The 13,349-nt window shown below is 42.1% G+C and carries 8 protein-coding genes; all 8 read left to right on the forward strand.

Going from position 1 to position 13,349, the window contains the following annotated elements; genetic code table 11:
• The first annotated feature begins 61 nt into the window (after positions 1 to 61).
• The 8 genes from BVC88_RS06890 to BVC88_RS06925 all read left to right on the forward strand — a co-directional run bounded on the left by BVC88_RS06890 (position 62) and on the right by BVC88_RS06925 (position 13,348).
• Entirely contained in the window at positions 62 to 3,691 is a 3,630-nt protein-coding gene (locus BVC88_RS06890; protein WP_075349936.1) for an amidohydrolase family protein, read from the forward strand.
• A 126-nt stretch (positions 3,692 to 3,817) separates the two neighbouring features.
• Positions 3,818 to 4,822, forward strand: a complete 1,005-nt coding sequence (locus BVC88_RS06895) for a radical SAM/SPASM domain-containing protein (protein WP_075350167.1) — start codon at positions 3,818 to 3,820, stop codon at positions 4,820 to 4,822.
• Between the two features lie 118 nt (positions 4,823 to 4,940).
• Entirely contained in the window at positions 4,941 to 7,523 is a 2,583-nt protein-coding gene (locus tag BVC88_RS06900) for an SLBB domain-containing protein (RefSeq protein ID WP_075349937.1), read from the forward strand.
• Positions 7,523 to 8,581, forward strand: a complete 1,059-nt coding sequence (locus BVC88_RS06905) for a GumC domain-containing protein (protein ID WP_075349938.1) — start codon at positions 7,523 to 7,525, stop codon at positions 8,579 to 8,581. Before BVC88_RS06900 ends, BVC88_RS06905 begins: the two co-directional genes overlap by 1 nt.
• A gap of 14 nt (positions 8,582 to 8,595) precedes the next feature.
• The gene (locus tag BVC88_RS06910) at positions 8,596 to 9,885 is read left to right on the forward strand and encodes an oligosaccharide flippase family protein (RefSeq protein WP_075349939.1); all 1,290 of its coding nucleotides are present in this window, start codon (positions 8,596 to 8,598) and stop codon (positions 9,883 to 9,885) included.
• Positions 9,869 to 10,804 carry a glycosyltransferase family 2 protein gene (locus BVC88_RS06915; RefSeq protein WP_075349940.1) on the forward strand — a complete coding sequence of 312 codons (936 nt, stop codon included), beginning with the start codon at positions 9,869 to 9,871 and terminating at the stop codon, positions 10,802 to 10,804. Before BVC88_RS06910 ends, BVC88_RS06915 begins: the two co-directional genes overlap by 17 nt.
• A complete protein-coding gene (locus tag BVC88_RS06920) occupies positions 10,795 to 12,186 on the forward strand; it encodes an O-antigen ligase family protein (protein WP_075349941.1) in 1,392 nt (463 codons plus the stop codon). Before BVC88_RS06915 ends, BVC88_RS06920 begins: the two co-directional genes overlap by 10 nt.
• 37 nt (positions 12,187 to 12,223) lie before the next feature.
• On the forward strand, positions 12,224 to 13,348 hold the full coding sequence (locus BVC88_RS06925) for a glycosyltransferase family 4 protein (RefSeq protein WP_075349942.1): 1,125 nt from the start codon (positions 12,224 to 12,226) through the stop codon (positions 13,346 to 13,348).
• The last annotated feature ends 1 nt before the right edge of the window (position 13,349 follow it).

Genomic DNA, 13,349 nt, shown 5'->3' on the forward strand with positions numbered 1-13,349 from the left:
AAATCAGGCAATTGGCAATAATTTCTATTTCCCGGAATAAATAAACCACCACTCATAATTTATGAAAAAAATCATCCAACCTGCTTTGCTAGTAGCGTTAGGAGTATCTGTGAGCTTTGCGGCTTTAGTGCCAAAAAATGATTCGGCATTGGCGCCGTTGAGAGAAGATTTCACTACTCTGCTGGATAGCACCAAAAAAGACAGTCTAGTCTACCCAAAATTCAAAGACCTTCCACTCAAGCCTGAGCGCGAAGTGAAATTCAACACCAAAGAAGGAACTTGGATAAGTGTAGATGTCAGTCCTGACGGAAATACTCTTGCTTTTGACCTTTTGGGAGATATTTATACTATTCCGATTTCTGGGGGGAAAGCCACTCCAATTACCACCGGTATAGCCTACGAAACACATCCCAGATTTTCTCCGGATGGAGAAAAAATACTTTTCACTTCCGATCGTGCTGGTTCTGACAACCTTTGGTACATCGATATGGTGAAAAAGGACACGGTCCAAATCACCAAAGATAAAAACGGAGACATACCTGGAGCAGCTTGGACACCGGATGGAGAATACATTGTGGTAAGCAAGGGCCGAAGAATCTCCAAATTATGGATGTATCACAAAGATGGTGGGGGAGGAATCCAACTCAATGAGGAACCTTCTTCCATGAAGACCATTGACCCAGTAGTCAGCCCGGACGGCAAAAAAGTTTATTTTTCACATCGTACGGGAGCATGGAATTACAACGCGCTTTTGCCGCAATATCAACTCGGTACTTATGATTTGGAAGAAGGGAAAATAACCAACATTTCTTCCCGCTACGGTTCGGCATTCACTCCTACCCTGAGTAAGGATGGAAAGTGGATGGTCTATGGAACTCGATATGAGGATAAAACTGGTCTAGTTTTAAGAAATCTTGAATCAGGCGACGAACGCTGGCTCGCCTATCCGGTACAGCGGGATGAGCAAGAATCGATTGCTCCTCAGGGTGTCCTTCCTGCCATGGCATTCACTCCGGATTCCAAAAGTGTAATTGCCTCCTATGGAGGAAAAATCTGGAGCATCCCAGTGATGGATGGAGCACCTAAAGAAATCCCTTTCGAAGTAGATGTGAAATTGGCTATGGGTCCAAGATTGTATTTCGATTATGAAATCAAGGATACCACAGCCAAACTTGCCACTCAAATTCGTGATGGTGTGCCTTCTCCGGATGGCAAAAAATTGGCTTTTACAGTTCTGAACAGATTGTATGTAATGGACTATCCAAATGGAGAGCCAAAGCGAATCACGACCAATAACTTTACCGAAGCTATGCCTTCCTGGAGTCCAGACGGAACGCAATTGGTATTTACGACTTGGTCTGAAACGGAAGGAGGACACCTTTATAAAGCCTCGCTTGCAGGAAAAGGCTCCGTCACTAAATTGACCAAAGAAGCAGCACTTTATGTTGGTCCTGTCTGGTCCCCAGACAATAGAATTGTGGTATTCAAAGGTCCAAGAAGAGAATTGCAAGATTCAGAAGGTCCTGGCTTTTCGGGTTCTGAGGCAGAATTGGTTTGGATTCCGGCAGCTGGCGGCGAGCTCACCAAAATCGTGGATGCCCCTAATTATGGAAATGCTCACTTCACCAAGGATCCAACTCGCATTTTCCTGAACGGTCCCGGAGGCTCTCTGCTTTCTGTAAACTGGGAAGGAAAAGACGAAAAGATTTATGCGAAGATCACGGGAATCACCCCATTCGGATCTGCTGCAGGAGATCATGATTCGCATGACCATGCTAGCTTGGAAGATATTTCAACCGTCCGATATGTGATGGGAATGCCTCGATCCAATGCTGACGCGGTGAATTATTGCATGCTGCCGGAAGGTTCGAATGCACAAGAACCAACAATGCGTCCAGCCAGCGCAAGTACGATCTTGATGGCGCCAGAGGGTAATTTGGCATTGGCACAGGTAAATAATAACGTTTATGTAGTCACTATTCCGAAGGTGGGAAAAACACCAACTATCAACGTGGCAGATCCTTCATCTAGCAACTTTCCATCTCGTCAATTGACTGAGATCGGCGGAGAATGGCCAGCTTGGGAAGCCGATGGTAAAAAAGTGCATTGGTCACTTGGAAATGGACATTGGGTTTATGATATCACACGTGCTGAATTAGTTGAAGATTCTGTTAAATCTGCTAAGAAAGCTAAAATGATGGCTGATGCTGACAGCGTTTCAACTTTGAAAGCGTTGGGTCCGGATGCAGTAAAGGCTGCTGATTCGGTAGCAAAAGCTGAAAAAGAACGAATCAAAGAACTCTTCAAAACTGATAAGGAAAAAGCCAAAGCAGATAGCCTTCACAAAGCAGCGCAGAAAGAGAAAGAAAGCTATAAACCTGAGGAGCGTCAGGTGAAGGTTTACTTTGCGAAGGACACTCCAAAAGGCAGCATCCTTCTGAAGAATGCCCGAATCGTGACTATGAAGGGAAATGAGGTCATCGAAAACGGCGATATCCTGATTGAGAATAACCGAATCAAAGCTGTTGGAAAGACTGGAACGCTTGATGCTGGGTCTGCGAAAGTGGTCGATGCAACTGGTAAAACGATTACCCCAGGATTTATAGATACCCATGCGCACATGTGGCCAACTTGGGGTTTGCATAAGAATTCGGTTTGGATCTATGCCGCTAATCTGGCCTATGGCGTAACGACCACTCGTGATCCTCAAACTGCAACTACTGATGTCTTGACTTATAGTGATATGGTCGAGGCAGGAATGGTTCCTGGTCCACGAGTTTATTCTACAGGTCCAGGTGTGGGTTATTGGATGTATAATCTGAAGTCACTCGAGCAGACCAAAGATGTCCTTAAGCAATACAGCAAGTATTACAATACCCAGTACATCAAGATGTATTTGGTTGGAAACAGACAGCATCGTCAATGGGTGATCATGGCTGCGAAAGAGCAGAAATTGATGCCGACAACGGAAGGTGGTTTGGATTTCAAATTGAATATGACCCAGCTATTTGATGGCTATCCGGGACATGAGCATGCGATTCCGATTTATCCTTTGTACAAAGACGTGACTAAGACGATTGCTGAAAGCAAAATGGCGGTAACTCCGACCTTGCTTGTAGCTTATGGCGGACCTTGGGCTGAAAATTATTACTATACCACCGAGAGTCCTTTGCATGACCCTAAACTAAATCGATTCACGCCATATGAGGAGTTGAATTCAAAAGCACGCCGTAGAGCTGGTGGATTAGGTGGTTGGTTTGCGCCAGAGGATCATGTCTTCGAAGATCATGCAGTTGGCATCAAATCTATCGTTGATCAAGGAGGATTAGCTGGAGTAGGTTCTCACGGTCAGTTGCAAGGCTTGGGTTACCATTGGGAGCTTTGGTCTGTAGCCAGTGGAGGAATGTCTGGTATGGATGCTTTGAAGACTGCGACGATCTTGGGTGCGGAAGCATTGGGCTTGGATAAGGAACTGGGAAGCATCGAAGCTGGTAAGTTGGCTGACTTGGTTATCATGGAAGCAAATCCATTAGAGAATATCCGTAACACCAATACCATCACCCATGTGGTGAAAAACGGGCGGGTGTACGATGGAAATACACTGGATGAAATCTTGCCGACACCTAGAAAATTGGATGTTACACCTTGGACGAAGCCATCTCCAATGATGAATACGAGTTTGAAGAAATAAATTCTCTTGTAATTAATTAGAAAACCGACTGCTTCAATGTGGTCGGTTTTTTTGTTTACCGTGAATTTTGGCTCAACCAAAAATGTAAATCTTGCATTCTCCCCTTTCTCTTCCGTATTTGCCCCAGTGACTAACCAATGGCTCTCAGCAACCGCATTTCTTCGATTCCTGACATTAAGGAAAGTCTGGAATTATGCGCTTTTGGGAATTTCTTTTCAGATTTCAAGGTTCCTGCGAAAACCAATTCTTTGGGGAAATCCAACGACGCTTTCCATCGAGCCGACTACCAGTTGTAATCTCCGTTGTCCTGAATGCCCCTCAGGTCTTCGTTCATTTACCAGACCAACTGGAATGCTCCAGGATCAGCTTTTTGAAAAAGTTATTGATCAAGTCAAAGGTCACCTCACTTGGCTTCATCTTTACTTTCAAGGTGAGCCTTTTCTCAATCCTCGATTTCTGGAGATGGTGCGCTATGCCGATCAACAGCGGATCTTTACTTCGACTTCCACCAATGCCCACTACTTAGGAGAAAAGCAAGTGAGTGAGGTACTCCAAAGTGGACTTAAGCAACTCATCGTATCGATGGATGGGATTACGCAGGAAGTGTATCAAGATTACCGAATTGGAGGTTCATTGGAGAAAGTTCAGCATGGCTTGAGTTTGCTTTTAGAGGAGCGCAAAAAAGCCAAGCTGGATTTCCCCAGAGTCATTCTCCAATTCTTGGTGACTGGGAAAAATGAGCATCAGATCCCTGCGCTGAAAACTTGGGCCAAGGAAATCGGCGTGGATGAACTCCAACTTAAAACCACACAGATCTATGACTTTGAAAATGGATCTGACCTGATTCCCTCCGATCTAGGCTATTCGCGCTATGTACCTGTTGGAAATGGTAAATGGAAGATCAAAAAGAAAATCGAAAATAAATGCTGGCGGATGTGGCAAGGGGCAGTGGTCACTTGGGATGGAAAAGTAGTCCCTTGTTGCTTTGACAAAGATGCAACGTATGTGATGGGTGAGTTGAAATTGAATACCATGGAGTCGATATGGAAATCTATTCCCTATTTCAACTTCCGAAAACAACTTTTAGCAGATCGTACCCAGATCGAGATTTGTAAAAATTGCACCGAGTAAGGGCAATCTTGAAAGACTTGAAAAGCACCTTTTTGGAACTATATTTGGTAGAAATAAGAAATTCACGGATTTTTAGTCCTTAATACGTTCTAGATTCACCCGGAACTGCCCATAAAATATGATGCAAACAAAAAGATTCTGGTATTTTTTTAGTGTAGTTGCAGCTTTAGTATTTGTGTCTCCTATTTCTTTTGCGCAGCAAACGACCGATTTGACACAGCTCAAGGTAGATGAATTATCTGATCAGCAAATTGAAGAATTAATTTCCAGAGCAGCAGAAGCAGGACTTTCCCCTGAAGAATTTCTTCAGATGGCACAGTTGAGAGGGATGCCTTCTGCTGAGGTGGCTAAACTTAAAAACCGAATTGACGAATTGAATCGTTCTGTCGCAAATCCGCGCTCAACTAATGCTTCCAAAAGACAGCCTCGGCAACAAGTAGATTTTAATACGATAACACAAGGGATTTATGAGCCGCAAGATTTCGTAGAATCTGATGATAATGGTCCTCAGATCTTCGGTGAATCACTTTTTTACAATAAAAACAGAAGATTAAGCTTTGAGCCCAGCCTGAATCAGGCTACTCCAAAAAACTACACCTTGGGACCGGGAGATATGATCTATGTAGATATCTATGGGCAATCCGAACAGTATTATGAGGCGACGGTCAATCCTGACGGCTTTGTACTCTTGGATAATATCGGACCGGTTTCTGTCTCCGGAAAGTCTATTGAGGAAGCACAAGGCATCATTAAAAATCGAGTTGCCCGCTACTATCCGGGCCTTTCAGGAGCGAATCCAAGCACATTTCTTCAAGTCACTTTGGGTAATGTCCGTACCATCAAAGTCAATATTCTTGGTGAGGTGCGATTGCCAGGAACGTTTACCTTGAGCGCTTTTTCAACTGTTTTCAACGCGCTTTATGCAGCAGGAGGTCCAAATGAAAATGGCTCTTTCCGTGCAATCCGACTCATTCGAAATAATAAGCTCATTGCCGAGATAGATGTCTATGAAATGCTGACCAAAGGCATGGCCGATTTAGATCTTCAACTGAAAGACCAAGATGTGATCCTAGTTCCGGCATTTCTGGCTAGAGCCAAAGTCAATGGAGAGGTGAAGCGTCCAATTACTTTTGAAATTGCTCCAGAGGACACATTTGAAGATCTGCTAAATTACGCTGGAGGGTTTACCGATGAGGCTTTTAAAGATCGGGTAGCCATTTCCAGAATTACCGGCAATCAACGCTCCGTCTCTGATGTCTATCAAAATCAGTTTGGGATGTTTATCCTCAAAGGAGGAGATGAGATTACTGTTCAGCGGATTTTGAATCGCTATTCCAACCGAGTACAAATCAAAGGTGCGGTATATCGTGAAGGGACTTTTGCCTTGACAGATGGACTTAAGCTTTCCCAATTAATTAAGAATGCAGAGGGTCTCCGAGGAGATGCTTACACCGAGCAGGCGAGTATACTCAGGACAAAAACAGACCTCAGTACAGAAATGATCCAAGTGAATCTTAAGTCAGTTTTGGATGGAAGCTCTCCTGATATCACATTGCAACGGGAAGATGTCGTGCGGATCGCAAGCATTTATGATATTCAAAATGAGCAATACGTTCAGATTTTAGGTGAAGTAATGCGACCTGGAGTCTATCCTTTCTCCAAATCTATGAGACTGGAAGAGTTGATTGTATTGGCAGGAGGACTTCAGGAATCTGCAAATTCCCAAGATATCGAAATCGCAAGAAGATTAGAAGATACGGACCTTGGGACTTTGTCAGATATTATTCCGGCTCAGGTTGCAGCTAATCTGTCCATTACCAGCGAATCGCCAGAACTGATGCCTTTTGATCAAGTGATTGTAAGAAAGCGTTCCACTTTTACTATGCAAAGATTAGTGGCGGTTGAAGGTCAGGTGAATTCTCCAGGGATTTTTGCCATTCAAACAAGTGGTGAGCGAATCTCCGATCTAGTCAAACGAGCTGGAGGATTGAATCAATTTGCCTATTCCAAAGGGGCAACCTTGATCCGTCGTACTGAGTTTTTTAATACCGAATCCGAGGAAATTCGAAGAAGAAGAAATTTGGAAGCTTTGAGATTAAAACTTGAAGCTGATCCGTCCAATTCGGAGGCACAGGAAGAATTATTGCAACGATTATTCAAAGACTTACCAGAAACGGCTAATCCAGTTGATACTCAATTGGCGCAAAATAAAAAGGAATCCCTAGATCAAATCGCGGCAGGGACACCAGGATTTGAGGTCAAACTAAAACAGACCGAAGCAGTGGCGATCAACTTGGAAACTATCATTAAAAACCCAGGGTCTGAGGATGATTTACTATTGGAGGAGGGTGATATTTTATCCGTTCCAAAATTGCTTCAGACGGTCAGAATGCGAGGAGATCTAGTCTATCCGACTACGCTTCGTCTTGAGTCGGGCAAAAGTTTAAAATACTATATCAATAACGCTGGAGGATTCGACCGCAGAGCGAATAGAAAACAAACTTATGTAGTCTATGCAAACGGAGCGGTAAAACGGACCAAAGGCTTTTTAGGAATCAGAAATTATCCTTCAGTAGAGCCGGGAGCGGAAGTCATCGTTCCTACGAAAGGCCCTAAAGTACCATTGCGTTTGGGTGAAGTAGTTGGCATTACAACCGGATTGGCAACATTAGGATTAGTCATTTCTCAAATCAACTGGTAATGGCAGGATCTCAACATTTTTCGGAAAATCAATTTACCATCAAAGAAGTCTTCCAAAATATTGGGGAGTGGATAAGCTATTTTCTCTCCAAATGGAAAGTGCTCATCGCGGCAGGAATTATTGGTTTGGGACTTGGGGCAATGGTTTCTATTTTCAAAAAACCGGTTTTTCATGGCGAAACATCCTTTGTACTTGAAGAGGGTGATGCCGCAGGTATGGGACAAATGTCTGGTTTAGCTTCCTTGGTTGGAGTGAATTTAGGTTCCTTAGGTGGCACAAGTGGGTTATTCCAAGGCGACAATATAATGGAGCTTTATCGCTCAGACCGAATGCTCGGCGAGACCTTGTTAAGTCCATTTGACGAGGGACAATTATTGATTGATCGATTCATTTCCTTTGAAGAGTTGGATAAAAAATGGGCTTCCAAAGTAAATTTTGAGGCCATGGACTTTTCCATTCCAAGAGACAGCTTCACTGTTTCACAGGATTCTGTGGTAAAAGAAGTCTCAAAATTGATAAGAGAAAATCAACTGGCAGTTGTCAAGCCTGATCGCAAACTTACGATCATTCAGGTTTCAATTTCATCTAAAGATGAGCTTTTCGCAAAAGTGTTCAATGAGCGATTGGTGGAAAAAGTCAATGGATTCTACCTCGAAACCAAGACGAAAAAGACGGGAGAAAATCTCAGCATTCTGCAAACTCAGGCAGATAGCGTTCGGGCAATTTTGGATGAAAGTATCGGGGCTTATGCCGCTGCTTCAGATCGGGTGCCAAATGCGAATCCACTTTTGAGCTCTGCGACGGTGGAAAGCCGGAAAAGGCAAATTGATGTACAGGCAACTGGAGCGGTATATCAGGAGATCGTAAAAAACTTAGAAATTGCGAAAGTAAACCATCGCAACAATTCACCTCTGATTCAAATCATAGATCAGCCTCGACTTCCCTTAAAGCGGACAGAAATCCGCTTAGTCAAAGGAATGGTTTTGGGAGCTTTTGGAACCGGATTTTTGACTTTGTTGATGCTATACTTCCGTCGATTGTACCAAAAGCATGCCTAGCATAGCTTACCGCCATGTTTGAAAAACTGTCATTATTACCCCTAGGACATATTATCCGGAATAAATCAATCCAGAATTTCCTTTTTTTGGCGGTAATTCAGTCTTCAAACATCCTCATCTCCATTATTACGATGCCCCTTTTGATCCAGAGTGTCGGGCTGGATCAATTTGGCTTGGTAAACCTCTCCCTTTCTGTGATTATTCTGCTGAATATTATGGTCGGATTTGGCTATAACCTCAGTGCTCCAAAAGATGTTGCGGTCAACCAACAGGACAAGGTTGCGCTTTCTCACTTGGTTTCAAATGTCTTTTCTGGGAAGATTTTGCTGGCATTCTTAGCCACGCTCTTTATTCTTATTGGGGTTTTCGGTCTGAATTTATTCAAAGAATATCAAGTCATCCTTTTGTTTTCATGCTTGTTGTTGTTTTCTGAGGCGACGCTTCCACTTTGGTTTTTTCAGGGAATGGAAAAAATGAAGTTGATTAGTATCACCAATATTTTCAGCAAACTGCTGTTCTTAATGGGGATTGTTTTGTTTATACACCAACCTGACCAAAGTAAGTGGGTGAATTTTATAATGGGCTTTTTTGGACTGACAATTAATATTTTCCTACTCTTTTACATTCATATCTTTCTGGAAATTCGATTTTACAGACCGGAATTTTCTGCGATTTGGAAGAGTTTGAAAGATAATATTCTTTTCTTTTTTAGTAATCTGGCGAGTCATATTTCCATTAATGGAGGGTTGATCATTTTGAGCTTTTTCTCTGTAGCCGAAACACTCGGGATGTATAGCCTGGCAGAGCGTGTGGTAATGGTTTTACGACTTTTTCCAGCTTTGATCATTCAGGCTATTTATCCCAACGCAGCAAAAAATTACCAAAATGATGAATTGGCATTCTTTCGATTCTTGAAAAATGTCTACGTAAGAGTCTTATTAGTGGGAATGCTGATTACTGCAGGAACTTACTTCACCGCTCCTTGGATCATTCAGACCTTGGCTAGAAAACCATTGGATGAATCTGTGGATTACCTGAGAATCTTGGCGGCAGTGCCATTTTTAGCTTGCCTCAATGTAGGAAACGTAACGCTCATGCTAGTTGCAGATTTGAAAAACTTACTTTTCAAGGCTTCTTGGATGATGTGCGTGTATATGATTATCACCGCCTCTCTACTTACTTCGCAATTTGGGGGAATCGGTCTTTGCTATGCGATTCTCTCCACGGAGATTATTGTATTCCTGATTTGTATGGTTTTGCTCTTTAGAAATAACCGAAAACTCTTCCTTGGATTCTATAGCTAACAGTCGCGTCGCAATAATCTTGGTCAACTGGAATGGGTTAGACTTTACAGTAGCATGCCTTCACTCACTTCGGAATCTGAATTTTCCGAATTTTGGAGTTATTCTAGTTGATAATGCTTCTGACAATCAAGAGGGAGCAATTCTTCAAAAACAGTTTCCTGAAATTGAATTGGTGCAAAGTCAAAGCAATTTGGGTTTTGCTGGTGGGAATAACCTTGGAATTCGAAGGGCATTGGAACAGGGATTTTCTCATGTCATGCTATTGAATAATGATACTGTTGTTGTATCAGATTTTTTGGATGAAATGTTTACCGTTTTTGAAAAGTATCCATCAGTCGGAGTGGTTCAGCCCCTTATTTATTGGATGAAGTATCGAAATCAAATCTGGAGTGCAGGAGGAAAATGGAATGACTGGCTTGGCCGCGCGATCACTCGTTTAGAGTTAAAAAAGACAAAGACTACAAAGACTAGTTTTCAAAAACTGGATTGGGCAACTGGTTGCTGTATGCTTATTTCCAGAGAAGCGATACTGGAAGCAGGATTGTTGAATGAACAGTACTTCGCCTATTTTGAGGATGTAGAATGGAGTTTGAGATTTAGAGAAAAAGGTTTTGAAATCGCTTTGGCACCACAAGCAATTATCTACCATGAGGCAGGAGCTTCATCAAAAAAAAGTCATAGCGAAGGCACGCTCAGTCCAAGAGTTTTTTATTATCACGTTCGGAATCAGTTTTTTTTAATCCGTACAGCCGTCAGTTTAATCTATAAGCCATTTGCTTTTGGATACCACTTAATTCGGTTTGGGTTTTGGGCAGCTTATTTTGCGGTCCGAGGAAGATTTAAGAAATTAAAATCTGTGGCCAAGGGAATCTGGGATGGATTCACTTTGCCTGTTCAATCTCCTGAAAAATGGCTTTAATCTTCTTTCTTCTAATTGCGATTGGTGTTAGTGGAGGCTTTCTCTGGACTGTTCAGGAGATGGTGTTCAAGGGAAAGTGGTCGTATTTTATTTATTTTCTGGCGGCTTTTTTACCCTTTTATATTACAAGCCTCAGCGTTATTTATCTAGCGACAAGTTCCACGCTTATTGTTGCCGTTTTTCAGGCTTTGAAGGAATTGATTGTGCTTATCGCGGTCCTGGTTTTTATTTTTTACAATCGAAAAATTTTCGACTATCCATTTCGGCTTCAAGCTACAGATTGGATGATGCTGGGGTTTTTAGGGTTGGCATTTTTGTATTTGCTGCTTCCAATTGGGCAAGCTTCATTTGTGAATAAGGCCTTGTATTACAAAAGCATGTTGATTCCAGGTTTCGTGTATTTTTTGGGTCGGAATACACGGTTTTCGGACTTGGAGATCAAGCGGTTATTTGGAATTATTTTCATCATTGCGATTGGAGCTTTTCTAGTGAATTTGATTGAAAACTTTGTTTTAAATGCCCATTTGCAGCAGTTTACTGGATATGCACTTTATAATGAAGCTATCAACGATATCGACCCTACAGGTAATTTTGGTTTGACTTGGACTTTTGAAACACAAGCAGTGACCAAGCGATTAGCTAGTTTTTTCTCCGATCCTTTAGAGATGGCTAGTTCAGTCCTAATGGGATTTGCGGCTGGATTGATTTGGTTTTTAACTACCAAAAAAGAGCAGAACTGGATTTATATACTGATTATGCTGGTGTCTTTAGGGAGCTTATTCTTTTCTGCTTCCAGAGCAGCATTTGGAGCATTTTTCATGATGATCTTTTTTGTGGCTTTGGTATTTGGGCTATATAAATTAATTGCTGGAGGATTTCTGGCCTTGATTGGATTCGGAGTCTATGTAGTATTCTTTGCCTCAGAAGACTTTTACTTTTTTGTGCTAGACACCTTGACTTTTGAAAATACTTCCAGCATCGGTCACGTTGTGGAGTGGTTGCTTGCCTTGGATTCTATGGTGTCGAGCCCAATGGGAATAGGCCTGGCGATGAGTGGGAATGCAGGAAGTGTAACGGATGAGCTACGAGTCGGGGGAGAAAATCAATTTTTGATCTATGGAGTCCAATTGGGATGGATTGGTATGCTTCTTTATATCCTTACACTTGCTTCAGGAGTAGTTTTGAGCTTGCGTGTTTTTTATCAAACAGAAGATAAAATGATTGCTAGGCTAGCTTTTGTAGCTGCCTCTGTGAAGGTTGGTTTGCTATTACCCTTATTTACTGCAAATGCAGAAATGTATACTTACGTAGCTTGGATTTCTTGGTGGATGATCGGTTATAGTGTTAATAGCTATAGTAGAATAAGATTATATTTGAAGTAGAAAATTCCTACAGAAACACTTTTTACAGAGATATAAATTGAAAGTCCTCCTCGATCTCCAATATCTTAATGCCGCTACCACTGGGATTAAAACCTACATGTTGGAGCTCGCCAAAGCGGCTAGAGATTATCCAAATCCTGAGATTGAGTGGGTTTTTACACATGATCCCGAAAAGCAATCGGAAGACAAGACTTTCAAAAATCTGAATTCTAAAATTCAGCGATTGAATTACCATCTTGATTATTTTCGTTGGAAGGAATTTCAGCTGCCGGATTTGGTCAAGAAGCATCAGCCTGATGTATTGATTTGTCTCGACTTTGTGTCACCCGCTACTGCACTTCCCTGCCGTCGGCTGACTGTTTTCCATGACGCGTTTTTTTGGCAAATGCCAAAAAACTATCCCGCTTGGTGGCGTAAATATTTTTTGAGCTTAATAAAAAAAGGGATTAAAGAAACGACTAGTATCATCACCACTACGAACCATTCCAAGGCTGCATTGGAAAAGCACCTGGCACTTCCTAATAAAATTGAAGTGGTCTACCAAGTTCCTAAAACGCTTAATCAGGAGGTTAAGGAAGGCTTTTTAAAAGAATCAAATTTGGAACAAGGCAAGTATTTTCTGCATATAGGAACTTTTGATAAGCGAAAAAATTTAGCGCTTTTAGTAGAGGCTTTTGATGAGTTTTTGAAGAAGACTAATTCAGAATTCAAATTGGTGCTTGCAGGAGGATCTGGTCAAAGTGTGCAAATGAATTCCTTGCCACTAGTGAAAAACCTAGTAAAAAAATTGGGCTTGGAAGAAAAGGTAGTCTTACCTGGATATGTTAGCGATTTGGAGGTCAATACGCTTTACGATGGAGCTTTTGCTTACGTATTTCCTTCCGAGAATGAAGGTTTTGGAATCCCAATTGTGGAGGCTATGCGGGCAGGGATTCCGGTAATCCATTCGGATCAGCCTGCTTTGGTAGAAGTCAGTGGAGGGGCAGGAATAGTTTGTAAAACCGGAGATTCGGGCGATTTGGCAGAAAAAATGGTACTTTTGAGCAGAGAAAATACACTTCGTGGACTTTTGATCCAAAAAGGATTGCAGCGGGCTGAGGATTTTTCTCCAAAGAAATTTATTGAAGCTTTTCACCGGATTATTCTGGATATTCAAAACTAGT

This window comes from Algoriphagus marinus (assembly GCF_001936475.1).
GTDB lineage: Bacteria > Bacteroidota > Bacteroidia > Cytophagales > Cyclobacteriaceae > Algoriphagus > Algoriphagus marinus.